The organism is Bacteroides sp. GM023 (assembly GCF_014750685.1).
Classification (GTDB): Bacteria; Bacteroidota; Bacteroidia; order Bacteroidales; family Bacteroidaceae; genus Bacteroides.
The window spans coordinates 552,674-579,479 of the sequence record NZ_JAAXGE010000003.1; the positions used below are offsets into that span (position 1 = coordinate 552,674).

23 protein-coding genes and 2 tRNA genes are annotated in these 26,806 nt (G+C 40.2%); 17 read left to right on the forward strand and 8 right to left on the reverse strand.

Translation table 11 applies throughout. From position 1 onward, the window contains the following. Positions 1-202: 202 nt before the first annotated feature. Positions 203-1,507 (forward strand): VapE domain-containing protein, encoded by a 1,305-nt coding sequence (locus tag HC965_RS08880; RefSeq protein WP_191031155.1) that lies wholly within the window; start codon positions 203-205, stop codon positions 1,505-1,507. A 142-nt stretch (positions 1,508-1,649) separates the two neighbouring features. Here HC965_RS08880 and HC965_RS08885 read toward each other — a convergent pair whose 3' ends face one another. Beyond that, entirely contained in the window at positions 1,650-2,123 is a 474-nt protein-coding gene (locus HC965_RS08885; protein WP_191031156.1) for a hypothetical protein, read from the reverse strand. Positions 2,124-2,528: 405 nt separating this feature from the next. Here HC965_RS08885 and HC965_RS08890 point away from each other — a divergent pair, with 405 nt between their 5' ends. Then, entirely contained in the window at positions 2,529-4,067 is a 1,539-nt protein-coding gene (locus HC965_RS08890) for a carbon-nitrogen hydrolase family protein (RefSeq protein ID WP_191031157.1), read from the forward strand. A 286-nt stretch (positions 4,068-4,353) separates the two neighbouring features. Further along, positions 4,354-5,436: an acyltransferase gene (locus HC965_RS08895; RefSeq protein WP_191031158.1), complete on the forward strand. Its 1,083-nt coding sequence runs from the start codon at positions 4,354-4,356 to the stop codon at positions 5,434-5,436. A 114-nt stretch (positions 5,437-5,550) separates the two neighbouring features. Here the strand turns inward: HC965_RS08895 and HC965_RS08900 are convergent, their stop codons facing one another. Next, positions 5,551-6,603 (reverse strand): DUF2776 domain-containing protein, encoded by a 1,053-nt coding sequence (locus tag HC965_RS08900; RefSeq protein WP_191031159.1) that lies wholly within the window; start codon positions 6,601-6,603, stop codon positions 5,551-5,553. 212 nt (positions 6,604-6,815) lie between these two features. On the opposite strand from HC965_RS08900, the gene ileS reads away from it, so the two are divergent. The 5 genes from ileS to HC965_RS08925 all read left to right on the forward strand — a co-directional run bounded on the left by ileS (position 6,816) and on the right by HC965_RS08925 (position 12,936). Continuing rightward, positions 6,816-10,304, forward strand: coding sequence for an isoleucine--tRNA ligase (ileS, locus tag HC965_RS08905; protein ID WP_191031160.1), 3,489 nt, complete (start codon positions 6,816-6,818; stop codon positions 10,302-10,304). A gap of 35 nt (positions 10,305-10,339) precedes the next feature. Next, positions 10,340-10,720: a TraR/DksA C4-type zinc finger protein gene (locus HC965_RS08910; RefSeq protein ID WP_022138809.1), complete on the forward strand. Its 381-nt coding sequence runs from the start codon at positions 10,340-10,342 to the stop codon at positions 10,718-10,720. A 98-nt stretch (positions 10,721-10,818) separates the two neighbouring features. Then, entirely contained in the window at positions 10,819-11,475 is a 657-nt protein-coding gene (locus HC965_RS08915; RefSeq protein ID WP_191031161.1) for a lipoprotein signal peptidase, read from the forward strand. Beyond that, positions 11,468-12,544, forward strand: coding sequence for a DUF4296 domain-containing protein (locus tag HC965_RS08920; RefSeq protein WP_191031162.1), 1,077 nt, complete (start codon positions 11,468-11,470; stop codon positions 12,542-12,544). Before HC965_RS08915 ends, HC965_RS08920 begins: the two co-directional genes overlap by 8 nt. Positions 12,545-12,549: 5 nt before the next feature. Continuing rightward, positions 12,550-12,936 (forward strand): hypothetical protein, encoded by a 387-nt coding sequence (locus tag HC965_RS08925; protein ID WP_191031163.1) that lies wholly within the window; start codon positions 12,550-12,552, stop codon positions 12,934-12,936. On the opposite strand, the gene HC965_RS08930 is transcribed toward HC965_RS08925, so the two are convergent. After that, entirely contained in the window at positions 12,887-13,651 is a 765-nt protein-coding gene (locus HC965_RS08930) for an RNA methyltransferase (RefSeq protein ID WP_191031164.1), read from the reverse strand. The two genes, HC965_RS08925 and HC965_RS08930, sit on opposite strands and share 50 nt — an antisense overlap. 142 nt (positions 13,652-13,793) lie before the next feature. On the opposite strand from HC965_RS08930, the gene HC965_RS08935 reads away from it, so the two are divergent. Then, positions 13,794-16,103, forward strand: a complete 2,310-nt coding sequence (locus tag HC965_RS08935; RefSeq protein WP_191031165.1) for a BamA/TamA family outer membrane protein — start codon at positions 13,794-13,796, stop codon at positions 16,101-16,103. Here the strand turns inward: HC965_RS08935 and HC965_RS08940 are convergent. The 3 genes from HC965_RS08940 to HC965_RS08950 form a co-directional block, all read right to left on the reverse strand. Then, positions 16,057-16,509 (reverse strand): hypothetical protein, encoded by a 453-nt coding sequence (locus HC965_RS08940; RefSeq protein ID WP_191031166.1) that lies wholly within the window; start codon positions 16,507-16,509, stop codon positions 16,057-16,059. The two genes, HC965_RS08935 and HC965_RS08940, sit on opposite strands and share 47 nt — an antisense overlap. Before the next feature lie 99 nt (positions 16,510-16,608). After that, on the reverse strand, positions 16,609-17,160 hold the full coding sequence (locus tag HC965_RS08945) for a DUF3332 domain-containing protein (RefSeq protein WP_022138802.1): 552 nt from the start codon (positions 17,158-17,160) through the stop codon (positions 16,609-16,611). Positions 17,161-17,253: 93 nt separating this feature from the next. Continuing rightward, on the reverse strand, positions 17,254-17,703 hold the full coding sequence (locus HC965_RS08950; RefSeq protein ID WP_167967245.1) for a DoxX family protein: 450 nt from the start codon (positions 17,701-17,703) through the stop codon (positions 17,254-17,256). 167 nt (positions 17,704-17,870) lie between these two features. Between HC965_RS08950 and HC965_RS08955 the strand changes: the two genes are divergently transcribed. Beyond that, the gene (locus tag HC965_RS08955; protein ID WP_191031167.1) at positions 17,871-18,119 is read left to right on the forward strand and encodes a hypothetical protein; all 249 of its coding nucleotides are present in this window, start codon (positions 17,871-17,873) and stop codon (positions 18,117-18,119) included. 108 nt (positions 18,120-18,227) lie between these two features. Here the strand turns inward: HC965_RS08955 and HC965_RS08960 are convergent, their stop codons facing one another. Next, on the reverse strand, positions 18,228-18,650 hold the full coding sequence (locus tag HC965_RS08960; RefSeq protein ID WP_191031168.1) for a BT0820 family HAD-type phosphatase: 423 nt from the start codon (positions 18,648-18,650) through the stop codon (positions 18,228-18,230). A gap of 99 nt (positions 18,651-18,749) precedes the next feature. Here HC965_RS08960 and HC965_RS08965 point away from each other — a divergent pair, with 99 nt between their 5' ends. From HC965_RS08965 to HC965_RS08980, 4 genes are all read left to right on the forward strand, one after another. Further along, positions 18,750-20,138, forward strand: coding sequence for a peptide MFS transporter (locus tag HC965_RS08965; RefSeq protein ID WP_191031169.1), 1,389 nt, complete (start codon positions 18,750-18,752; stop codon positions 20,136-20,138). A gap of 83 nt (positions 20,139-20,221) precedes the next feature. Next, complete coding sequence (locus HC965_RS08970; protein ID WP_191031170.1) at positions 20,222-21,025, forward strand: MBL fold metallo-hydrolase; 804 nt, start codon at positions 20,222-20,224, stop codon at positions 21,023-21,025. An 89-nt stretch (positions 21,026-21,114) separates the two neighbouring features. After that, a tRNA-Lys gene (locus HC965_RS08975) sits at positions 21,115-21,187 on the forward strand. Positions 21,188-21,220: 33 nt separating this feature from the next. Next, positions 21,221-21,293 (forward strand) — tRNA-Lys (locus HC965_RS08980). Between the two features lie 184 nt (positions 21,294-21,477). Here HC965_RS08980 and uxaC read toward each other — a convergent pair. Further along, positions 21,478-22,884: a glucuronate isomerase gene (gene uxaC, locus HC965_RS08985; RefSeq protein ID WP_191031171.1), complete on the reverse strand. Its 1,407-nt coding sequence runs from the start codon at positions 22,882-22,884 to the stop codon at positions 21,478-21,480. Between the two features lie 198 nt (positions 22,885-23,082). Between uxaC and HC965_RS08990 the strand changes: the two genes are divergently transcribed. The 3 genes from HC965_RS08990 (at position 23,083) to HC965_RS09000 (ending at position 26,546) form a co-directional block, all read left to right on the forward strand. Beyond that, positions 23,083-24,150, forward strand: coding sequence for a substrate-binding domain-containing protein (locus HC965_RS08990; RefSeq protein ID WP_191031172.1), 1,068 nt, complete (start codon positions 23,083-23,085; stop codon positions 24,148-24,150). 26 nt (positions 24,151-24,176) lie between these two features. Beyond that, a complete protein-coding gene (locus HC965_RS08995; protein ID WP_191031173.1) occupies positions 24,177-25,616 on the forward strand; it encodes a tagaturonate reductase in 1,440 nt (479 codons plus the stop codon). 459 nt (positions 25,617-26,075) lie between these two features. Next, positions 26,076-26,546, forward strand: coding sequence for an HU family DNA-binding protein (locus HC965_RS09000; protein ID WP_191031174.1), 471 nt, complete (start codon positions 26,076-26,078; stop codon positions 26,544-26,546). The last annotated feature ends 260 nt before the right edge of the window (positions 26,547-26,806 follow it).

The window sequence follows — 26,806 nt, forward strand, 5'->3', positions numbered from 1 at the left end:
TGCGACAGCTATCGCACAATTGGTGCTACAACTAATATGATGCGTCAAAATTACTAATTATTCTAATCAAAAACAATACTTCAACGGTTTATTTCTGTTAGTTCATTTTATTAAAAAGAATGAAGCTACTTATTTGCAAATCCGGTCTTTAGTATTATACTTTTGTGTCTCAAATTTCATAATAATTAAAAGAATGACGAATATGAAGACAATGATTAGAGAAATGGTAGAGACAATAAAACAGTTATTTGTACAGAAACAGTTGCAGAAACCGGTAGCTGCGGAATCTGCAATACCGGAGAAGGCAGAACAAGCGGTTACGGAGAATAAACCGGAAAAAAATCCTAAGCCTAATAATAAATGGAACAAGTCGTTGACCTTACAATTAAAGGAGTATTTGGATAATAATTTTGTATTTCGCTATAATAGCCTGACAGGTGCAACGGAGTACAGAGGGATAAGTGAAAAGAATGTTTTTCGCCCCATTAATGAACGCGAAATGAATGGTATTATTGTGGACGCCCGTTTGGATGGAATTCCTTGTTGGAGAGGGGATGTGCCTACCTTTGTCCTGTCAAACAAAGTTGAGTCTTATAATCCTTTTCATCTTTATGTAAAGGAGTTGCCGCCTTGGGATGGAGTAGACCGGGTGACCCCTTTATTATTAAGGGTTTCGGATAATGAACTTTGGCTGAAAGGAGGGCGTTGTTGGTTGCGGGCGATGCTTTCGCAATGGAGTGGGGAAGAACGTTTGCATGCCAATGTACTTACACCTGTATTAATAAGTGGAAAGCAGGGATTGAGCAAAAGTACCTTCTGCCGTTTATTAATGCCGGATTCACTGCGATGTTATTTTCTGGATAATTTGAATCTGGCGACAGGCAGTTCCCCGGAGAAAAAACTGGTAAAGAACGGCTTGATTAATTTGGACGAATTTGATAAAATAAAAGAGAGCCAACAGGCTACATTAAAAAATCTTCTCCAAATGGTGAATGTATCCGTTTTTCATGGCAAGCGATTGGGATGGGTGAACGAGCCCCGTCTCGCTTCTTTTATTGCAACAACAAATGTTTATCAGGTTCTAACCGATCCTACGGGAAGCCGCCGTTTCCTTTGTGTAGAAGTCTTGAAACCGATATCGGAAGAGCCATTGGAGCATAAACAGATATACGCACAGCTAAAAGAAGAATTGGAGTCCAATGCACCGGAACATTTAAACAAGGAAGAAGAAAAAGCTTTGCAGAAATACAACAAGGCATATTATCGTCAGTCTTTATTGGAGGATGTGTTTCATTGCTGCTTCCGTCGTCCTCTTGATACGGAAAAAGGTATTTGGCTGACAACTGCCGAAATATTTCAGATAATGCGTAAATTCAATTCGGCTGCTTTGAGGGATATATCTGCACGGCAATTAAGTCTAAGACTATCTGCAATGGGATTTTTTGCCAAACATACGTCTTTTGGGAATCGCTATTATGTATTTAATCTTTTGGCTACGAAAGAGTAGTGTCATTGTATTAGGCTATGTTTAAGGTGATTACGTTGAAAAGTGATTTGCTGATTAGGATATCTAAAAAAACAAACTCCCGCTTTACGTTCGTCTGGTGATACGACGGAAAGCGGGATATTTGAACGAATATCAGTTTGTGTTATTCGTTGGTTACATTCTGAGTTTCGGATGGTTTGCCACCCAAGAGTCTTTCCAAGTCACGTAATTGGCGATGATAGTCTTGCAATATCTGACTGATGAAACCACGATGAAAGGAAGCCGCGATCAGGAAGTCCGACCATTTCGTCCATTCTTCAAATATTTTTTGGCATTCTGCACGAGGTGAATTTTGTAAAGCCAGAAAATGCAGGCAAGCCTTTTGCATCTCCGGCATTCCATTTTCCCATGGACGGTCAAAGTTGGCCAACGCTTTAATAAAATGCTTGATTTTGTGGTGTAACGCTCCCAAACGTTGCGTTTCCGAACAATCGGCCGATACGGTAGGGCATAGTCGTCGTGATTGGTCTAAATAAAACTGCTTTAATTTCTCTTTTTCTTCCGGATTGGAAAAATCTGCTTCCTGCCGATTGCTTCGAACGGCTTTTACAGGTGCATTGCTTTGTTCTTCATGCATGATGCAACGGTTTTTAAAATAGGCGGGAATAAAAAAACGGTTCCGCCTTTCCCGTTGACTAACACTCCACAGAAGCTGGGGACGCATTAACGTTCCCCACGGGGGTACGAAACCGCATATCTACGACAGTAACAGGCATAAAAATGCCTGCCACTGGAGTTGAAGCAGGTTCACTGCTTCTGTGGATATAAAATGTTAGTCGTTGCAAATGTACGATAATTTTTGGAAGTCACAAATTAAATAGCGCAAGAATCTGTGTGAAAATTATGTGATGTTATGAAGTGCTGTAGCTATTTTTAAAGCACATCTTAAAATTAGGTATAATGCATTTTTTATTTTGTAATGACTAATGTATAAAGATAAACAGTACCTTTGCATTGTCTTTATATAAAAACACGTATTGTTATGGAACAACATCCGATTAAAATTAATAAAGTGCAGATACGTAACCTTCAAATAGAAGATTACACACAATTATCCCAATCGTTTACCCGTGTTTATTCTGACGGTAGCGATGTGTTCTGGACTCATGCCCAAATCAAGAAATTAATAAGTATTTTCCCGGAAGGACAGATTGTAACAGTGGTTGACGATAAAATTGTAGGTTGTGCCCTGTCTATTATTGTCGATTATGACAAAGTGAAGAATGACCATACTTATGCGCAAGTCACTGGTAAGGAAACTTTCAATACGCATAATCCCAAAGGGAATATCCTATATGGTATTGAAGTGTTTATTCATCCGGGATACCGTGGATTGCGCCTGGCACGCCGTATGTATGAGTATCGTAAGGAACTTTGTGAGACATTGAATTTGAAAGCCATCATGTTCGGCGGACGTATTCCTAATTATCATAAGTATGCTGATAAGATGCGTCCGAAAGAATATATCGCACGGGTTCGCCAACGTGAAATTTATGACCCGGTTCTTACTTTCCAATTATCGAATGATTTCCATGTTCGCAAGGTAATGACCAATTATCTTCCGAACGATGAAGAATCGAAACATTATGCTTGTTTGCTACAATGGGATAATATCTATTATCAGCCACCTACGCAAGAATATATAAATCCTAAAACGACCGTTCGTGTGGGGTTGGTACAATGGCAGATGCGTAGTTATAAAACATTGGACGATTTGTTTGAACAGGTCGAATTCTTTGTAGATGCAGTATCGGATTATAAAAGTGACTTTGTACTTTTCCCGGAATATTTTAATGCACCTTTGATGTCGAAGTATAATGATAAAGGTGAATCACAGGCTATTCGCGGATTGGCGCAATATACAGATGAAATTCGGGAACGGTTTGTAAATCTGGCTATTAGCTATAATATAAATATCATAACCGGTAGTATGCCATACGTAAAAGAGGACGGACTGCTTTATAACGTAGGATTCCTTTGCCGGCGTGACGGAACATACGAAATGTATGAGAAGATGCACGTCACTCCTGATGAAATAAAAAGTTGGGGACTTAATGGCGGCAGGCTGTTGAATACCTTTGATACCGATTGCGCGAAGATTGGCGTTTTGATTTGCTATGATGTAGAGTTTCCCGAACTTTCCCGTTTGATGGCAGACCAGGGAATGCAGATATTGTTTGTACCTTTCTTGACAGATACGCAGAATGCTTATTCCCGTGTTCGTGTCTGCGCACAGGCACGTGCCATTGAAAATGAATGTTTCGTAGTCATTGCAGGAAGTGTGGGCAATCTTCCCCGTGTACATAATATGGATATTCAATATGCCCAGTCCGGCGTATTTACTCCATGTGACTTTGCTTTCCCGACCGATGGAAAGAGGGCAGAGGCAACTCCGAATACGGAAATGATTCTGGTGTCGGATGTTGACCTGGACTTATTGAACGCGCTGCATACTTATGGAAGTGTCCGTAATTTGAAAGACCGTAGGAATGATGTTTACGAGGTCAGACTAAAGAAATAAAATGGTAACGCTATCCTGTTAAGATGGCGTCACTATATGCTTCGGATAGCGTCACTATTTGGAGCATATAGTGACGCCCTTTTTATGATGTGAAAACGGCATATGCAAGTGTGACTGATTTGACTATAAAACTAGCAGGAGAAGCCCGATTTCATTGAAAAGGTCAGATTTTGTCCTTTTTTGAATAACGATTGTCACTGTTCTTATGAACTTATTGCGATTTTTGCCAACGTAATTATGCAATAAAACAGAAATCTTCTTATTAATAAAAAGACTTAAGCAAAAAATGAAACGTATTGTTTTTTTAGATTACGTACGCGTATTCGCATGTTTCCTGGTTATGGTGGTCCACGCCAGTGAAAATTTCTACGGTGCTGCCGGTTCCACAGATATGGCAGGGCCGCAATCTTTTCTGTCCAATGAGGCAGACCGGTTATGGGTAGCCGTGTATGACGGCTTTTCACGTATGGCAGTGCCACTGTTTATGATTGTCTCTGCCTTTCTTCTTGCGCCGATGAAAGAAGAACAGAGTATGTGGCAATTCTACCGCCAGCGATTCCTTCGTATCATACCACCGTTTTTTATATTTATGATACTATACAGTACCCTGCCAATGCTGTGGGGACAGATGGATTCAGAAACCTCATTTACGGATTTGTCACGGATACTCCTGAACTTTCCATCACAGGCCGGACACTTTTGGTTCATGTACCCTTTAATCAGTCTTTACTTGTTTATACCAATCATATCGCCATGGCTGAAAAAAGCTACGGCAAAAGAAGAACGTTTCTTCATAGGGCTGTTTATGTTGTCAACGTGTATGCCGTATCTAAACCGTTGGTGCGGTGAAGTGTGGGGACAATGTTTCTGGAACGAATACCATATGCTATGGTACTTTTCAGGCTTCTTGGGATACCTTGTGATGGCACATTACATACGTGTCCACCTGACATGGAACCGTTCACAACGCCTTACTACAGGAGTCATTCTAATGGTTATCGGTGCTGTATGGACTATCTATTCGTTCTATGTTCAGGCTATACCCGGAGAGGTTCTTTCCACACCTGTGATAGAAATAGGGTGGGCTTTCTGTACCATCAACTGTGTACTTCTCACAGCAGGCACATTCCTTATTTTCACATGTATAGACCGCCCGTCCAAGCTCGTAACAGATATGTCGAAACTAAGCTATGGAATGTATCTTATGCATATATTCTGGCTCGGATTATGGGTAACAGTATTCAAGCACACTTTGGCTTTGCCTACCGTTGCCGCTATACCATGTATTGCAGTAAGTACATTCATCTGCTGTTATGTAACTACGAAAATTATTTCACTCATACCGGGCAGTAAATGGATAATAGGATAAGTATTTAAAAAGGCTGTTTTGGGTTTAAAAGGAAGACCCCGTTGGTTTAAAACCAACGGGGCGTTTCTTTTAAAGGAACGATGTCTTCCTTTTAAACCAATAAAAAGACGCTTTTTAGCCCTTCCCGGAAGTACCGCTCTCCAAAATACTAACGATAGAAAACAGGGTAAAACAGATTGCTCCAAGACCTGCCAAAACACGTGCCGGAATGAAATAATCGGCATGTACTGTTGCTAATTCAAATACGAAAGCTGCAAGAAACAAACAAGCTAACGCTGTCAACACCGGAATCAGAGGGATGCGATTGGAGAGTTTGAATTCCTGACGCCATATTTTTGCCAAAAGAATAACTTTACTGGAAATACTGTAACACACTAAGCCAAGTCCTAGCATGATGTATCCGGTAGTACCGTTTGCGCTACCCGAATCGGCGAAGATTACAAAAAGCCCCCAAATAAAAGAGATGGATCCCATCAATAAAACAAGTTTCGGCCATTGTGAACGCTCCTTTTCTGAATAAACATTGCGTACCTGGCGGGCAATAGTGGCTACCAGTGCTATAAGACTGGTGCAAATACACGCAAGGCCTACCATTACGTGGCCTGCTACAAAATAAGCCGGATGAACATGACTATTGGCTAATAAAACAAATGCCCATATCCATGCAGCCAAAGAAATAATGATTGCAACGATTTTCATTGCTCGTTCCTCTACTAAAGAAAATGCTCCTTCCGGAACTGTATTTCCTGTGCTCTTAGAATTTGAAGGAATTAAAGCAAAGCGGGTAGAAGAGGTGGCAGCAGTAGCTACGCATCCTGTGATAAACCCTACGCCGGTTATTACGTGCCCCGCAACGAAAGCCGAAGAAGAAGTAGCGCCACTAAAGATACATATTCCCCCGATAATTGTCACTATGGCTGCCAGATAACCAAGTATCGGAAGCCCATACTTTGCAGCCTGATTATAAGTATGTATGATTTGTCGGATAATAGTGGCTGCCGTACAAAACAGCGCAATACATATCATACCTAGTGAGAACACGACAGGGCCTGCCACAACACGGCTTCCTGCATCTCCGTAACCATAAATAAATGCTCCGTATCCGAAGCAAAAAAGTGCCATCACCAAAGGGATTGCTCTGAATAAAATACTAATACCGTAATTCATAAGTTAAGTGCTTTTAGGTTTTTCACTAGAACAAGGATATATCCGTTTTGTTTAGGGCACAAGTGGTTTATAATCATTAACTTCACATGATTCTGATTAAAAGTCATTGCTTTTTGCTCAACTAAACAAATGTTTTTGTAAATTTGCACCCTTAAAAACGGGGATACCCCTCAAAGTGTAAATTGTAAAATAGTAAAATCGTAGATATAGCTATGAGTAAGAGATTTACTGAGTATTCGCAGTTTGACCTTTCGCAGGTGAACAAAGATGTGCTGAAGAAATGGGACGAAAACCAGGTTTTCGCCAAGAGTATGACAGAACGTGACGGCTGCCCTTCATTCGTATTTTTTGAAGGACCACCCTCGGCTAATGGTATGCCGGGTATTCACCATGTAATGGCTCGTACTATTAAGGATATTTTCTGCCGTTACAAGACGATGAAAGGTTACCAGGTAAAGCGTAAAGCCGGATGGGATACGCACGGACTGCCTGTGGAACTAAGTGTGGAAAAAGCATTAGGTATCACAAAGGAAGATATTGGTAAGAAAATCTCTGTTGCCGATTACAATGCAGCTTGCCGCAAAGACGTGATGAAATATACTAAAGAGTGGGAAGACCTGACTCATCAGATGGGATATTGGGTGGATATGAAGCATCCTTATATCACATACGATAACCGTTATATTGAAACACTGTGGTGGTTGTTGAAGCAATTGCACAAAAAAGGACTATTATATAAAGGATATACTATCCAACCGTATTCTCCGGCTGCCGGAACAGGATTGAGCTCACACGAGTTGAATCAACCGGGTTGCTATCGTGACGTAAAAGATACAACAGCCGTTGCCCAGTTCAAAATAAAGAACCCTAAACCGGAAATGACCGAGTGGGGTACTCCTTATTTCCTGGCTTGGACAACTACTCCCTGGACATTGCCTTCAAATACAGCGCTTTGTGTAGGACCGAAAATTGACTATGTTGCCGTACAGTCTTATAATGCTTATACCGGAGAACCGATTACGGTTGTCTTGGCAAAAGCTTTATTGAATGTACACTTCAATGCGAAAGCAGCAGATTTGAAACTGGAGGACTACAAGCAGGGTGATAAATTGATTCCGTTCAAGGTAATAGCTGAATATAAAGGCCCTGAGCTCGTAGGCATGGAATACGAACAGTTGATTCCTTGGGTGAAACCGGTTGAAGTATCCGAAGACGGAACTTGGAAAGCCAGTGATAAAGCCTTCCGCGTAATCTTGGGTGATTATGTAACTACGGAAGATGGTACAGGTATCGTTCACATTGCGCCGACCTTCGGTGCGGACGATGCGAACGTGGCACGTGCCGCAGGAATCCCGTCACTGTTTATGATTAATAAGAAAGGTGAAACTCGCCCGATGGTAGACCTGACTGGTAAATTCTACCTGATTGATGAACTGGACGAAGACTTTGTGAAGGAATGCGTTAATGTAGATAAATATAAAGAATATCAGGGCGCATGGGTGAAAAATGCCTATGATCCTCAATTTATGGTTGATGGCAAATTTGATGAGAAAGCCGCACAGGCTGCCGAATCTTTGGATATTGCTATCGCTATGATGATGAAAACCAACAATCAGGCTTTCAAGATAGAGAAACATGTCCACAACTATCCGCATTGCTGGCGTACAGACAAACCGGTACTTTATTATCCGTTGGATAGCTGGTTTATCCGTTCTACTGCCTGCAAGGAACGTATGATGGAACTGAATAAAACCATCAACTGGAAACCGGAATCTACCGGAACAGGACGTTTCGGAAAGTGGCTGGAAAATCTGAATGACTGGAACCTGAGCCGTTCCCGTTATTGGGGTACTCCGTTGCCAATCTGGCGTACGGAAGATAACTCTGATGAGATATGTATCGAGTCTGTAGAAGAGCTTTATAATGAGATAGAGAAATCGGTAGCTGCCGGATTTATGAAATCCAATCCATACAAGGATAAAGGTTTTGTTCCGGGCGAATATACCGAAGGAAACTATGATAAGATTGATCTCCACCGTCCCTATGTAGACGATATTGTATTGGTATCGAAAGACGGTCAGCCAATGAAGCGTGAATCCGACTTGATTGACGTTTGGTTCGATTCAGGCGCTATGCCATATGCGCAGATTCATTATCCGTTTGAGAATAAGGAAATGTTGGATAACCGTGAGGTATATCCGGCCGACTTTATCGCAGAAGGAGTGGATCAGACACGTGGTTGGTTCTTTACGTTGCATGCTATTGCCACTATGGTATTTGATAGTGTGTCATATAAAGCTGTAATCTCCAACGGACTGGTGCTTGACAAGAATGGCAACAAAATGTCCAAGCGTTTGAATAACGCTGTCGATCCGTTTACTACGATTGAAAAGTATGGTTCAGACCCGTTGCGTTGGTATATGATTACCAACTCTTCTCCGTGGGATAACTTGAAATTTGACGTTGAAGGAGTGGAAGAAGTTCGCCGTAAGTTCTTCGGTACTTTATATAATACTTATTCGTTCTTCGCGCTTTATGCTAATGTAGACGGATTTGAATACAAAGAAGCTGATGTCCCGATGGCGGAACGCCCGGAAATCGACCGTTGGATTCTGTCTGTATTGAATACATTGATTAAAGAGGTAGATACTTGCTATAATGAATATGAGCCGACAAAGGCAGGTCGTCTGATTTCTGACTTTGTGAACGATAATTTGTCTAACTGGTACGTTCGCCTGAACCGTAAACGTTTCTGGGGCGGTGAATTTACACAGGATAAATTGTCGGCATACCAGACACTGTACACCTGTCTTGAAACAGTTGCCAAATTAATGTCTCCCATATCTCCGTTCTATGCAGACCGGTTGTATACAGACTTGATTGTTGCAACTGGGCGTGATAACGTGGTTTCAGTCCACTTGGCTAAATTCCCGGAATGTCAGGAAAATATAATTGACAAGGAATTGGAAGCCCGTATGCAGATGGCGCAAGATGTGACGTCTATGGTATTGGCATTGCGCCGTAAAGTGAATATCAAGGTTCGCCAACCGCTGCAATGTATCATGGTTCCGGTAGTAGATGAGGAGCAGAAAGCTCATATCGAAGCTGTGAAGAATTTGATTATGAATGAAGTAAATGTCAAAGAAGTCAAGTTCGTAGATGGTGCAGCCGGTGTATTGGTGAAGAAAGTGAAGTGTGACTTTAAGAAGCTTGGACCGAAGTTTGGAAAACAAATGAAAGCGGTGGCCGCTGCTGTTGCGGAAATGTCACAGGAAGCAATTGCCGAACTGGAAAAGAACGGAAAATATACATTGAATCTGGATGGAGCGGAAGCTGTCATCGAAGCGGCGGATGTGGAAATCTTCAGTGAAGATATTCCGGGATGGCTGGTTGCCAACGAAGGTAAGCTGACTGTTGCGCTTGAAGTGACTGTTACCGAAGAGTTGCGCCGTGAAGGTATTGCCCGTGAATTGGTGAATCGTATCCAAAATATACGTAAATCAAGCGGTTTCGAGATTACAGACAAAATAAAAATAACAATCTCGAAAAATACGCAAACAGATGATGCGGTAAAGGAATATAATACTTATATTTGTAACCAGGTTTTAGGCACATCTTTGGAACTTGTAGATGAGGTGAAAGACGCTACAGAGCTCAACTTCGATGATTTCTCACTGTTCGTGAATGTGATAAAAGACTAATACTATATTGATTAACCTTTTAAAATTGTAAGATTATGGCAGAAAAGACTAGATACTCAGATGCGGAACTCGAAGAATTCCGTGCCATCATAATGGAGAAACTGGAATTGGCACAACGTGACTATGAACAGTTGAAGAGGAGTCTGATGGGATTGGACGGTAATGATACCGACGATACATCTCCTACATACAAAGTGTTGGAAGAAGGAGCTAATACGCTTTCCAAAGAAGAAACTACCCGCCTGGCACAACGCCAGTTGAAGTTTATTCAGGGATTGCAAGCTGCTTTGATACGTATTGAGAATAAAACGTATGGCATTTGCCGTGAAACGGGAAAGTTGATTCCGGTAGAGCGTTTGCGTGCTGTTCCTCATGCCACTTTGAGTATTGAGGCAAAAAACAGTGGTAAAAAATAATAGATAGCTACATAAGCTACGGGTAACGAGCTACAAGTAGCTGCGCAAAGTTTACGCACGGCACTTGTAGCTCGTTATGTTTAATTTATAATGAACACATGAAGAAACTATTCACGAAGGGGAGAATTGCTCTCATCGTTATCTTTTCCGTATTAATTATTGACCAGGTCATTAAAATCTGGATTAAAACAAACATGTACTGGCACCAGAGTAACCGTGTGACAGATTGGTTTTATATCTATTTCACCGAAAACAACGGGATGGCTTTTGGTATGGAAATCTTTGGTAAGTTATTCCTCACCACATTCCGTATTGTCGCTGTGGCGTTGATAGGCTGGTATCTTTATAAAATAGTGAAGAAAGGCTTTAAAACCGGATACATTGTTTGTGTAGCTTTGATTCTGACCGGTGCATTGGGAAATATTATCGACAGTGTATTCTATGGAGTCATTTTCAATGAAAGCACTCATTCGCAGATTGCGACTTTCATGCCCGAAGGTGGGGGATATTCTACCTGGTTTTACGGTAAAGTGGTGGATATGTTTTATTTTCCCATTATAGATACGAACTGGCCTACATGGATGCCGTTTGTAGGCGGGGAACATTTTATATTCTTCAGTCCGATCTTTAATTTTGCCGATGCTGCCATCAGTTGTGGTATCATTGCTTTGTTGCTCTTTTATAGTAAATATCTGAATGAATCATATCATTCGCTGGATAAAGATAAAAAGGAAGAAAGTGCGAATCATGAATAATAAATTTCGGTTTCATCTGTGTCTTGTCTGCATGCTTGCTTTTGCAGTAGCCGGGTGCAAAGTGAAAAGGCCCAGTGATGTTATCTCTGAATCGAAGATGGAGAATCTGCTGTATGATTATCATTTGGCAAAATCCATGGGAGATAACTTGCCTTATAGTGAAAACTATAAGAAAGCGCTGTATGTGGATGCCGTTTTTAAGAAATACGGGACTACACAGGCTGCATTCGACTCGTCTATGGTTTGGTATACACGTAACACAGAAGTGCTATCGAAAATTTATGAAAAGGTAAGAAAGCGTTTGAAAGACGAACAGGAACTTGTTGGTGACCTGATAGCCAAACGTGACAAGAAGCCGAAAATGACTAAACAAGGTGACAGCATCGACGTTTGGCCATGGCAGCGCATGGTGCGTATGACCGGTGAAATGATGAATAATCAGTATATATTTACTTTGCCGACCGATTCTAATTATAAAGATCGGGATACTTTGGTGTGGGAAGTGAGATATCGTTTCCTCGAACCGATGCTTGCCGATTCTTTGAGATTTGTAACTATGGCGATGCAGGTGATATACGAAAAAGATACAATCAACTGTTGGGAGACAGTGACCGAACCGGGTGTTCAGCAGATTCGTCTTTTTGCAGATACATTGGGACAGATGAAGGAGATAAAAGGTTTCATTTATTATCCGGTGGAAAATCAGCAGAAGGTAGGCACATTATTGGCCGATCGTTTTTCAATGATCCGCTACCATTGTACGGATACGCTTGCTTTCGCTGTCCGTGATTCGTTGAATAAGATAGAAGCTTTGCGGGTGGATTCTTTGAAAAAACTTGCTGATAAAGAAAAAGTTGATTCACTACAGAAAGTGGTAGAAGAAAATAAAGAAGATGCCCAACGTCTGACACCGGAAGAAATGAACCGTCGTCGCTCGGGAACCCAGCGTGAGAAGAAACCGGAGCAGATTGAGGTAGAGCAGCATATCCAGCAAGAAAGGATAGACCAAAGAAGAGAACGGCAGATGAACCAGCGTAAGCAGCAACAGCAAAGACGTCAAACCCGTTAGGCATTATGAAACGATTTGCATCGCATTATTTGCTGATACCTGATGTGGGATTTATGAAACAGCAGGTGGTAGAGATTAATGACGAAGGAATTACGCAAAGTATATTTCCATTGACTGAAGAAATAGAGTCGGTTGAATGGATGCCGGGAGTTATCGTTTTGTTTTCTGCACGTCAGATGGAAGAAATAAAAAACACTGGGATGATTTTAAAAAATATCCCAGTGTTTCAATCTAATCTTCCCATTGTTTCCAATCAATCTTCTCAATATTTAAGTGAGCTTCTTGATGAGTCCCAAGGGAGAGGAGAAGCGTTGCTTCCTTATTTGTTCTATCCCTTTGATTTTATTTCCATGCAGCCTGTCGACGGAACTCGGCACAGATTACTGCGGTAGCGATGGCTACATTGAGTGATTCGGAAGTTTCCTGCCCCTGTGGATAATTGGGGATATAAAGTTTTCTATTGATTAGTGCTTCCACCTCTTTTCCTATTCCGTTTCCTTCATTTCCCATAACGATCAATCCGTTGGCAGACAGTGGCTGCTCGTACATGTTTTTTCCATCCAGGAAAGTTCCGAATACTGGAGCGTCTCCAAGTGAGCGGATAAAATCGGGAAGAGAAGTATAATGTACCTTTACCCGCGCGATTCCACCCATGGTGGCTTGTACGGTTTTAGGGTTATATACATCTACCGTATTCTGTGAACAGATAATATGCTCGATACCGAACCAATCGGCTAATCGGATAATAGTCCCCAAATTTCCGGGATCCTGAACATCGTCCAGTGCCAGGCAAAGAGACTGGTGTACAACTTCCGGATTTAAAGTATAGTGGGGTTGTTCAAAAACAGCGAGTACCTGTTGGGGAGTTTTTAGCAAGCTGGCTCGTGAGAGTTCTTCCTGTGAAACTTCTGCGATTTCATTTGCATGAATATCGGGATGTTTTTGAAGCCATACTGAAGTAGCGGCCAAAAAACGACAAGGAAAATGTTCAAGTAAATCACCTACCAGTTTGGGACCTTCGGCAAGAAATACCCGTTCTTCTTTACGTGTTTTCTTCTGTTCCAGCGAGTGGATATACTTTATTTTGTTTTTACTTAATGATGCCATATATTTGATATTCTTTTGCAAAGCTATAAAGATATTTCCAATCTATCCTTACTTTCCCCTCTTTTTCTTAATTTATTTTCCCCATCGGAAAATATAAATTATCTTTGTAATCGCATTTTTATGCTATCGATGTAGAAACTGTATGAGGAGAAATTTTCTTTTTTTGATTACTTCCGCTGCTGTCCTGTCACTTGCTTCGTGCACTGCCACTAAGTTTGTGCCGGATGGTTCTTATTTGTTGGATGAAGTCAAGATTCGTACGGATCAGAAGAATATCCGCCCTTCTTCCTTGCGCATGTATGTGCGTCAGAATCCTAATGCCAAGTGGTTTAGTTTGATAAAGACGCAGCTGTATGTCTATAATCTTTCGGGACGTGATTCTACCAAATGGGGGAATAAGTTTTTGAGAAGGATAGGGGATGCTCCTGTGATATATAGTGAGGAAGAAGCGCTACGTTCAGAGGAAGAAATTACGAAGGCTGTACATAATATGGGATATATGGCAGCAACAGTGAAGCGTTCTACGAAGACAAAAAAGAAAAAGATAAAGTTGTATTATGACGTGACGGCAGGGAACCCATATGTTGTCCGGTCTATTAAATATGATGTGCCCGATCCAAAGATAGCCAGTATCCTGAAACAGGATTCTGCTCGGAATTTGCTGAAAGAAGGGATGTATTTTGATGTCAATGTATTGGATGCAGACAGGCAGCGCATTACGGACAGGTTACTGCGGAATGGTTACTATAAATTTAATAAGGATTATATTGGCTATACCGCTGATACGGCTCGTAATACATATAATGTGGATTTAATCCAACATTTGCAACCCTATAAAGTTCATGCAAGCGATTCTGCAAGAGCACATCAGCAATACAGGATAAACAAGATTAATTTTATTACGGATTATGATGTCTTGCAGTCATCTGCAATGAGCAGTGTAGAAATCAATGACTCTGTTCATTATAAGGGCTATCCGATTTATTATAAAGATAAACTTTATCTTCGTCCCAAAGTGCTGACGGACAATCTTCGTTTCAGTTCCGGAGATTTGTATAATGAACGGGATGTGCAGCAGACGTATTCCAGTTTTGGGCGTTTGTCTGCCTTGAAATATACAAATATTCGTTTTGTTGAAACGCAGATAGGTGATTCGACCAAGCTCGATTGTTACGTCATGTTGACTAAGAGCAAGCATAAATCCGTAGCTTTCGAGGTGGAAGGGACAAACTCTGCCGGTGACTTGGGGGCAGCGGCTTCTGTTTCTTTTCAGAACCGGAATCTTTTTCGAGGTTCGGAGACTTTTATGATAAAATTCCGTGGTGCTTATGAAGTGATTTCCGGACTTCAGGCTGGTTATTCGAATAATAACTATACGGAATATGGGGTGGAGACAAGCATTAATTTTCCTAACTTCCTGTTTCCCTTTCTTTCATCGGACTTTAAACGGAAAATCCGGGCTACTACGGAGTTCGGATTGCAATATAATTATCAGTTGCGACCTGAATTTTTACGTACGATGGCTTCCGCTAATTGGAGCTACAAGTGGACTCAGCGTCAGCGGATACAGCATCGTATTGACTTGATTAATATTGGTTTTCTCTATTTGCCGCGTATCTCCGAAAAGTTTAAAGAGGATTATATAAATAAGGGGCAGAATCAGGTTTTCCAGTATAATTACCAGAATCGCTTGATTATAAATATGGGATATAGCTATAATTATAATAGTGTAGGCGGATCGATAGTTAATAATACAATCGCTGCTAACTCATATTCTATCCGTTTTAATTTCGAATCTGCAGGAAATGTAATGTATGCTTTGTCTAAGGCTACCAGTATTCGGAAGAACAGTAATGGTGAGTATGCTATTTTGGGTATTCCTTATGCCCAATATCTGAAGGGGGAATTTGATTTTGCTAAAAATATAAGGATTGACCGTCGTAATTCATTTGCGTTTCATGCAGGTATAGGAATTGCTGTTCCTTATGGAAATGCGAAAACAATTCCGTTTGAGAAGCAATATTTCTCTGGTGGAGCTAATAGTGTTCGTGGTTGGTCTGTGCGTGATTTGGGCCCGGGCTCTTTTGCCGGAAATGGAAATATGCTGGATCAGTCCGGAGATATTAAGTTGGATGCCAGCATTGAGTATCGGAGTAAATTGTTTTGGAAGTTCCAGGGAGCGGTATTTGTAGATGCGGGTAATATTTGGACGATCAGGAATTACGCGAATCAGCCGGGTGGCGTATTTGAATTTGATAAGTTCTATAAGCAGATAGCAGTGGCTTACGGATTAGGGTTACGCCTTGATTTGGATTTCTTTATCCTTCGTTTTGATGGAGGTATGAAAGCGGTTAATCCGGCTTTCCAAACAAAGAAAGAGCATTATCCTATTTTTCATCCTAAGTTTAGTCGTGATTTTGCTTTCCATTTTGCAGTGGGATATCCTTTCTGATTAGCCATTTATTGTATTCTCTTACCAGTTCGAGCGTATCTTGCAGAGCGTTTATCTGTTTCATTTCCCCATTTATCGGATTGATAATAAATGCATTTTTTATTTGGCAAACAACTGTTGCTCTTTCGGAATTGGCATCTATTTCACTTGAGACAATTGAAACTTTAGCGGCTCCTTGCTCCTTTAACTGGTCTAGGTGAGTTTGCCTGACATTAGATGCTAAAAAGCTAAGGTAGGACAGGGAAGAAGGAGTACTCCATTCTTTGGCAACCGGATAATTGAAATTATAAAATGCTTCACAAAAATCTATGGCTGTTTGCTCTATCTGGTTTTGCGGGGTTTGTTGCTGACATGATAAACATGTGAATAATAAGGCTGAAAGGATTAATATGTGTAGCTTATTCATAGTATGAAGAAATTTGTAATCGGAAATGATAATGAAAAAAGGAGATGAAACTCACCTGAACAGGTTCCATCTCCTTCATATTTGTTTTCTTTTGATTGTTTAACGGGCTGCAAACATAAGGTTGCTTGTTGTAGCCTGACGGGCTGCCATCATACCTTGGGCATCCAATGTAACATTCATCTTTTCGCCGTTTGGTAAGAACAGATCAGCTGTGCCGTCATTGTTCATCTTAATTAATTCTGTGCTTTCACCGTTTGCTACAACATTCCAAGTATTGGCTTCTTTGTTGTAAATCAGATCCATGGAAGCAGTTTCACCTTCTTTAGTGATAGAATAACCATTCTCAAGTGTTTTTACCATGTAGTTGCCGTTTTCTCCTTTTACTTTCTTCACGTCACCTACATTAGCCATCGGATTGGAGCCACTCCAGAATTCGATAGAGTTGATAACTAAAGCATCAGCCAGATAAGCTACTCCATAAACCGGAATGATGTTGAAAGCCAAAAATACAAGTTCGTTTACAAATTTGTTTCCAACAGACTGGTTCCAGGAAGATAAACGATTGAATAAACCAAATGAACCTACACAAGAACTGAATAATAGACTGCCGCTAAGTACTACTGCGACTAAAGACAGTTTCCCTCTTTTCATGTCAAAATGTTTTTGATTAATAAAAAATGTTTATATATTCTCTTTTAAATGTATGCAAATATAATATTTTTTAATTAATCAGGGTTATTATTTCTATTTTTTATAAGATTTAGATTTTCGCCGTTCCAATTCGTAGCCGATTATATGGTCAATTGAGAACTTACCGGGGCCGGCAATGTACATGATGATAAATACGACTAAGTAGATGAAAGCCATTTCTTTAACTGCAAATACATCATTTGCGTGAACTATAAAGAATGCTACAATCATGGTGAAAATCATTGGAATCATTGCCAACCGATACAGGAAGCCAACGATAAATGCCATTGAACACACGAGCTCGCCAAAAATAGCTAATCCGAGAGAGATAGGACTTCCTATTCCCAATGGGTCGGGAAAGGCTGTCGACAGCTCTTGAAAATTACTCCATTTTTGTATACCGTGATTCATTAATAATATTCCGAAGATAATTCGGACTGCCAATAAAAGCAAAGAAGCTTTTGTCGTATTGGGCTTTGTCGGAAATAAAAGATTATAAATCATAAGTTGTTCTATTTTTAAGTTCATCTCTGTTTATATAAACATAAAAAATCTTGATTTTGTTCTTTGAAGATTATAAAAAATAGACACGTTTGATATTGAAAAGAAATAAATAACCTTGTTCGTGAATAAATAAACTTTGTATCTTTGTCGAAAAATATAAAAGATATATGGCACAACATACTTATGACAATGATTCTGTTCAGGAGTTGCTGGACTGGGCAAAAAAGATGATTGAAACTAAAAATTATCCGACTGAAAAATATCAGCTTAATAAATGTACTACAATTATTGATGGTAAACAGTATTTGGAGTCTTTGGTGGCGATGATTGCCAGGAACTGGGAAAATTCAACTTTCCATCCCATTATTGAGCAATTATGGGAGTTTCGGGAGAAATGGGAAAACAAGGAGTCGTAATGGGAATACGATGAATGTTTTTAATGTCCTGTTTATAATAAAGAAATGCACTCTCATCCTGCTGGATAAGAGTGCATGACTATATAATGATTCACCTTTGCCGGAATATTAGAAAGGCAGCCATCTTTTTTTCTTTTTCATCGGTGTTTTTTCTTCATCGTCATTTTGACTATATATATCTGCAAAAGTTTTTTTATTCTTTATCATTTCATAAATGACTCCCCAATCCGGCAAGCCGCCCAGGTTCCGGTCGTCGATGAACATATCGGCTTTCAGTTTACGGGAGAAACCCTGATGGTCTTTTTGTTCTTCAGGATAATCCTTATTCACTGCGTAAAACTCTAAACCTCTGGCCTTGCACCATTCGACAGCTTCGTCCAGAAGTGAGCCTTCACGCACACTCCATAATATTAAACGATGCTTTTCTTGTTGCAACAACTTCAGTGTATCAACTGCGAATGGAATTTCTTCACCAATACGCGGGTAACGATGTTCTACAATCGTTCCGTCAAAATCAACAGCTATAATCATAGTTCTTTTTAATACCTAATTTTACACAAAGATACGGACAGTAAGCCAAAAAAACGTATCTTTGTTCCAAATTAACATTTTAATAAAAATTATCGATACATGAACAATTCCCCTCAGCGTGCTGCCAAAGGCTTTACGAGAGCTTTTTGGGTTAGCAACACAGTCGAACTGTTTGAACGTATGGCATATTATGCCGTTTTTATCGTTCTCACGATTTATCTATCCTCTATTTTAGGTTTTAACGATTTTGAAGCAAGTATGATTTCCGGTCTATTTTCCGGTGGATTATACCTGCTTCCTATTTTTTCCGGGGCTTATGCCGACAAGATTGGTTTTCGGAAATCAATGATTATAGCATTTTCCTTATTATCTATCGGATATTTGGGATTAGGAGTTTTGCCTACTCTATTAGAAGCGGCCGGGCTGGTGAATTATGGTGCGACGACACAATTTAACGGCTTGCCCGATAGCAGTTCCCGTTGGCTGATTGTGCCTGTCTTATTTATTCTTATGGTAGGTGGTTCTTTCATTAAATCTATTATTTCCGCCTCCGTAGCCAAAGAAACAACAGAAGCCACCCGTGCCCGTGGTTATTCTATTTTTTATATGATGGTAAATATAGGTGCCTTCACCGGCAAAACAATTATTGATCCTTTGCGGAATGTAATTGGTGAACAGGCGTATATCTACATCAATTATTTTTCCGGTGCCATGACTCTTATTGCTTTGCTTGCCGTTATTTTTCTTTATAAATCTACTCATACGGCAGGAGAAGGGAAAAGCCTTCATGAGATTGGGCAGGGATTTATGAGAATTATAACGAATTGGCGTTTGCTGATTCTTATATTGATTGTCACAGGTTTCTGGATGGTGCAACAGCAACTTTATGCTACGATGCCCAAGTATGTGATCCGTATGGCCGGCGAAACGGCAAAACCGGGATGGATTGCCAATGTGAATCCTTTTGTGGTGGTATGTTGTGTTAGTTTTATCACACGTTGGATGGCAAAACGCAGTGCTATCACTTCAATGAATGTGGGAATGTTTCTGATTCCTATTTCGGCTTTATTGATGGCATGTGGCAATTTGCTTGGCAACGACTTGATTTCAGGTATGAGCAATATCACATTGATGATGGTTGCGGGTATTGTTGTGCAGGCACTTGCCGAGTGTTTCATCTCGCCGCGTTATCTGGAATATTTCTCTTTGCAGGCTCCTAAAGGAGAAGAAGGGATGTATTTAGGGTTTAGTCATTTACATTCTTTCCTTTCGTCTATTTTCGGTTTTGGGTTGGCAGGAATCCTGCTGACTAAATATTGTCCGGATCCTGCTTTGTTCGAGACGCGTGCAGCATGGGAGGCAGCCAGCGGAAATGCCCATTATATATGGTATTACTTTGCTGCAATTGGTCTGATTGCCGCTATAGCGCTGCTATTATTTGCAAAAATCACCGAATCCATCGACAAAAAGAAGAAGGCTAATCAGTAATTCTCTTCTTTTTTACGTATATTTGCCGTCACTTTGCTGTAAAAGTTGACGGCATTTTTATTTTTTAATAAAGAAGATAAAACATGAAAGTAAAATTTATAAGCTTGGCGAGTGGCAGTAGCGGGAACTGTTATTATCTGGGCACTGAAACCTATGGAATACTGATAGATGCTGGAATTGGTATTCGTACTATAAAAAAGACACTGAAGGATTTCAATATCTTGATGGATAGTATCCGTGCCGTATTTATTACACACGATCATGCGGATCATATCAAAGCCGTAGGCCATTTGGGTGAGAAGTTAAACATTCCGGTCTATACAACAGCACGTATTCATGCAGGAATCAATCGAAGTTATTGTATGACGGAGAAACTTAGTTCATCGGTTCGTTATCTGGAAAAACAGGAACCTATGATTTTAGAGGATTTCCGTATTGAATCTTTTGAAGTCCCGCATGACGGTACGGATAATGTAGGGTACTGTATCGAAATAGATGGCAAAGTATTTTCTTTCTTAACCGACCTTGGGGAAATTACGCCTACAGCAGCTCATTATATTAGTAAGGCTCACTATTTGATTCTCGAAGCTAATTATGACGAAGAAATGCTCAAAATGGGTCCTTATCCTCAATATTTGAAAGAGCGGATCACAAGTAAGACCGGACATATGAGTAACTCCGATACTGCCGAGTTTCTAGCGGAAAATATCACGGAACACTTGCGATATATTTGGTTATGCCACTTGAGCAAAGACAATAATCATCCGGAGTTGGCTTTTAAAACAGTAGAATGGAAATTAAAGAACAAAGGGGTAATTGTTGGCAAAGATGTGCAACTACTTGCTTTAAAGCGAAATACGCCTTCCGAGCTTTATGTGTTCGAATAAAAGCGAAAAAAAGATAGTAAAAAAGCTGCATTATTGTTTGGTCAAATAAAATAAAAGACCTACTTTTGCAACCGCAAACGAGGAAATAAGCACTCTTAGCTCAGTTGGTAGAGCAACTGACTCTTAATCAGTGGGTCCAGGGTTCGAATCCCTGAGGGTGTACAAATTCCGAAGTTGCAACGTAAATTTAATGTTGCACTCTTAGCTCAGTTGGTAGAGCAACTGACTCTTAATCAGTGGGTCCAGGGTTCGAATCCCTGAGGGTGTACGAATAGAAGAAGTAACAGATGTTGCTTCTTTTTTTATTTATATAAGTCTTTCTATTAATTGAAGGCTTTTGGAGCATGGAAACATACCTAAATTCTGAGAAATCTTGAGGAATGAGATAAAATAAAATGCCGCTGCTTGAATTGAAACTCAAACAGCGGCATTTGTATTTTAACTACGATATATTAGAACTTGAAGAAGTTCTTTGCGTTGTTATAGCTGATATCTTCAATCATCTGATTAACGCGTTCCATTTCAGACGCCGGGATTTCTCCGTTCTCTACATCACGTCCTACCAGGTTACATAACGTACGACGGAAGTATTCGTGACGAGGATAGGAGAGGAATGAGCGAGAATCTGTCAACATACCTACAAAGCGGCTTAAAAGACCGAGTACGGACAAAGCGTTCATTTGTTTTTCCATGCCGTCTTTTTGATCCAGGAACCACCATCCAGAACCGAATTGGATTTTCCCTGCTACGGAACCATCCTGGAAGTTGCCTAACATAGTAGCGATTACTTCATTTGCACATGGATTCAGATTATAGAGGATTGTTTTAGTCAATTTGCCGTTGGTGTTCAGACGGTCGAGGAATTTAGCCATTGCTTTAGCAGTTGTAAATTCACCGATAGAGTCAAAGCCGGTGTCGGCGCCTAACAGTTTAAACATCTTAGTGTTGTTGTTGCGGATAGCTCCATAGTGGAACTGCTGCGTCCATCCTTTTTCCCAATCCATCTCTCCGAAAATCACGAGCATAGCTGATTTGAACTTCAGAATTTCTTCTTTTGTCAGCTCTGCGCCACCATATACCTTATTAAATATAGCTTTGATTTCTGCATCTGTATAGTCTTCTGCGTAGAATTCTTCGATACCATGGTCAGACAAGCGGCATCCTTGTTCTGCGAAGAAGTCATGGCGTTTGCGTAATGCAGCAATCATATCATCAAAGTTGGAGGTAGTAACACCACTTACTTCTGCAAGTTTTTCTACGTAAGCACGGAAATCGGCAGGAACTTCTACCGCCATTGCTTTATCCGGACGCCAAGTCGGCAACATCTTTACTTCAAATCCGCTTTCACGTGTTTTGATGTGGTATTCCAGTGAATCGATAGGATCATCTGTAGTACATACTGCTTCTACATGGTAACGACGCATCATTCCGCGAGCAGAATATTCAGGTTGAGCCAACTTCTCGTTACATTCGTCGTAAATCTCACGTGCTGTTTGCGGATTTAATATCTTATTGATACCGAATGCTGTCTTTAATTCAAGATGAGTCCAGTGGTATAACGGGTTGCGGAACGTATAAGGAACTGTTTCAGCCCATTTCTCAAATTTTTCCCAGTCTGTGGTATCTTTACCTGTACAGAAGCGTTCGTCTACGCCATTTGTACGCATTGCACGCCATTTGTAGTGGTCACCACCCAGCCAGATTTCTGTTAGTGATTTAAACTTGTAGTCGTCAGCTACCATTTGTGGGATTAAATGACAGTGATAGTCGATGATCGGCATTTTAGCCGCATGCTCGTGATACAACTTTTGTGCAGTTTCTGTCTGCAACAAAAAGTTTTCGTCCATGAAGTTCTTCATTATTACTGTGTTTTAAGTATATAAAATTATTACTTTCTGTATTTATACCTATATAGTATTGATTTTAAAGCTAATAGGTGTAAATCTCGTTTTAGTTTTATTAACCGTTATCGAACACAAAAATAGAAAATTTACTTGGAGTAACAAAATAATTCGTATATTTGCAGCGATTATTTATAATATTTAAGTTTTAGCACTATGGAGGACCAGAACTATACCATTAAAGACATAGCCCGCATGGCCGGTGTTTCTGCCGGAACGGTTGACAGGGTATTGCACAATCGCGGTGACGTATCTCCCAAAAGCAAAGCTAAAGTACAAAAGGTGCTGGATGAGATTCATTATCAGCCTAATGTATTTGCTATCGGATTGGCTGCTAAAAAGAAATACTCTTTCATTTGTCTGATTCCTCATTATATAGAACATGATTACTGGCACTCGGTAGTAGGTGGTATTGAACGTGCCCGGCAAGAGTTGCGTCCATTCAATGTGAGCGTGGATTATCTATGCTATCATCATGGTGATGAGCAAAGTTATCAGGAAGCCTGCCGTTCTATTAAAGAAAGTAATGTGGATGCCGTATTGATTGCTCCGAATTTTAGGGAAGAAACACTGTCATTGACAGCTTATCTGCAAGAGAATAAGATAGCTTATGCCTTTGTCGATTTCAATATGGAAGAGGTGGATGCATTGACATATATCGGGCAAGATTCATATAAAAGTGGATATATCGCGGCTAAAATATTGATGCGTAATTATTCGGTAGGAGAAGGGCAGGAGCTGGTTCTGTTTTTAAGTAATAATAAGGATAATCCTGCTGAAATACAGATGCAACGCCGCTTGGAAGGTTTTATGAATTATATTACCGAAGAGTATGATAACTTGGCGATCCATGAAGTGATACTGAATAAATCCAATCAGGAAAACAATCAGCAGACACTGGACGAGTTTTTTCAGGCGCATCCGAAGGCTGTGCTCGGTGTGGTGTTTAACTCCAGGGTATATCAGTTGGGAGAATATCTCCGTCACGCAGGCCGTAGCATGAAGGGATTGATAGGATATGACCTTCTGAAAGCGAACGTAGAGTTGCTAAAATCGGGTGATGTACATTATTTAATCGGACAGCGTCCCGGATTGCAAGGATATTGCGGAGTGAAAGCTCTGTGCGATTATGTCGTGTTTAAGAAGCATACTGAGCCTGTAAAATATATGCCTATCGACATTCTGATTAAGGAGAATATTGATTTTTATTTTGAATTTGTATAATATCAACTTTATAAATTACAACTAACATGAAAGCATTAAACAAAGAAACTGCTCCTAAGGTACAACGTCCGGAGCGTATTATTCAATTTGGCGAAGGTAACTTTTTACGCGCTTTTGTAGATTGGATTATTTATAACATGAACCAAAAAACAGACTTTAACAGCAGTGTTGTAGTGGTTCAACCTATTGATAAAGGCATGGTCGATATGCTGAATGCACAAGATGATCTTTATCATGTCAATCTTCAAGGATTGGATAAAGGAGAAGCGGTTAACAGCTTGACAATGATTGATGTAATCAGTCGTTCGTTAAACCCGTATACTCAAAATGATGAGTTCATGAAGTTGGCAGAACAACCGGAAATGCGTTTCGTTATTTCGAATACTACAGAAGCCGGAATCGCTTTTGATCCGACTTGCAAGCTTGATGATGCTCCTGCTTCATCATATCCGGGTAAATTGACTCAATTGCTGTATCATCGTTTTAAAACATTCAACGGTGACAAAACGAAAGGTTTGATTATCTTCCCTTGCGAACTTATTTTCCTGAACGGCCACAAACTGAAAGAAACGATTTATCAGTATATTGAATTGTGGAACCTGGGCAATGAATTCAAAACTTGGTTTGAAGAAGCTTGTGGCGTATATGCAACATTGGTAGACCGTATCGTTCCGGGATTCCCGCGCAAGGATATCGCTGCTATCAAGGAAAAATTGCAATATGATGATAACTTGGTTGTTCAGGCTGAAATTTTCCATCTGTGGGTAATCGAAGCTCCGCAGGAAATTGCCAAAGAATTCCCGGCTGATAAGGCAGGTTTGAATGTATTGTTTGTTCCTTCTGAAGCTCCTTACCATGAACGTAAGGTGACTCTGTTGAATGGCCCGCACACTGTTCTTTCTCCGGTTGCTTATCTGTCCGGAGTGAATATTGTTCGTGATGCTTGTCAGCACGAAGTAATCGGTAAATATATCCACAAAGTGATGTTTGACGAACTGATGGAAACATTGAATTTGCCGAAAGATGAATTAGAGAAATTTGCTAACGACGTATTGGAACGTTTCAATAATCCGTTCGTAGACCATGCAGTTACAAGCATTATGCTGAACTCATTCCCGAAATATGAAACTCGTGATCTTCCGGGATTGAAAACTTATCTGGAACGCAAAGGTGAGCTTCCTAAGGGATTAGTACTCGGTTTGGCTGCTATCATAACTTATTATAAAGGTGGTGTACGTGCCGATGGTGCTGAAATTGTACCGAACGATGCTCCTGAAATCATGAACTTGCTGAAAGACCTTTGGGCTACTGGCTGTACAAAGAAGGTTGCGGAAGGCGTCTTAGGTGCTGAATTTATTTGGGAAGAAGATCTTAATAAGATTCCGGGACTGACAGAAGCAGTGAAAGCGGATTTGGATTCAATTCAGGAAAAAGGTATGTTGGAGACTGTGAAAGGTATTCTGTAAGACATAAGGTTATATAATCTAAGTTGATAAATAGAGGGCGTTTTGATAGTAGATATGACTATCAAGACGCCCTTTTTGTTTACTTATTTAAAACGGTCGGTTAATGATTCTTAAAAGTGAAAGTTCTCAGTTTCTGCATTTTTTATTTTTCTTAATCTTGATTTTCTTACTTTCCGCGTTTTTTAAAGCTTCAAATCCTTAGTAGGCCATTTGATTTTTAAATATCGCATAATTTCTTTTTAATATAATATTTAACTCTTTGATTATAAGTTATGTACATTGTTTATTTAACTGGAATTTTCTCTTTATGTATTGTGCTTGATATTTGTAAATAAACTAAGAATAAAACAACCTTTTTCCATAATTTGCCCATTAGGAAATCTCGAATGATACTGATACCTTTGTTGTGAAGTCAAATGTGTGATTTCCTTTTATTGTAAAATTTAATATCTGAAGATTATGGCAATTCGTTATAAAAAGAAGCAGATCACTTTGTGCTTCGATAAAGAAAACAAAGTGGAAAAGTACGTTGCAGCAAACGTATTAGTGGGAAGCATCAACTATAGTAAGTTGTGTGACGAGGTAAATCAGCGAACTGGTATTCATCGTGCGATGGTGGATGTGGTGCTGAAAGGAGTGCAGGATACTATGGTATCCTTTATCGAAGAAGGATTTTCTGTGAAGCTAGGGGAGTTCGGTTCATTCCGTCCGGCTATCAATGCGGAAAGTCAAGACAAAATGGAAGATGTGAACGCCAATACTATTATTAGGAAGAAGATAGTCTTTACTCCGGGAAGTGCGTTCAAGGAAATGCTTGGCTCGGCAAGCATAGAGTTGTTCGGGGATAATGTGACAGGTAGTAATAATGGCAATAGTGAAAATCCTGATGGAGGAGGTGATTCGGGAGAAACGCCGGATCCGGCAGCTTGATTTTACTATAAGTTACTTTGGCGTAGGGGAGTTCTTTCGGGAGCTTTCCCTTTTTTTTACTTTTTGGGTAGATATGGTTTAAATCGCCGTTGGGCAACGGCGAATTTGTGGTTGCCCAATGATGAATTCACCGTTGCCCAACGATGAATTTTCTATTAGCCGTAGAGGTTTGGTAATAATTGCATATAGGTAAACGGCTACTCGATACAGACTTTTAATTCACTTCGCTGCTTCCTATTGTCTTTCCATTTAAAGGAATG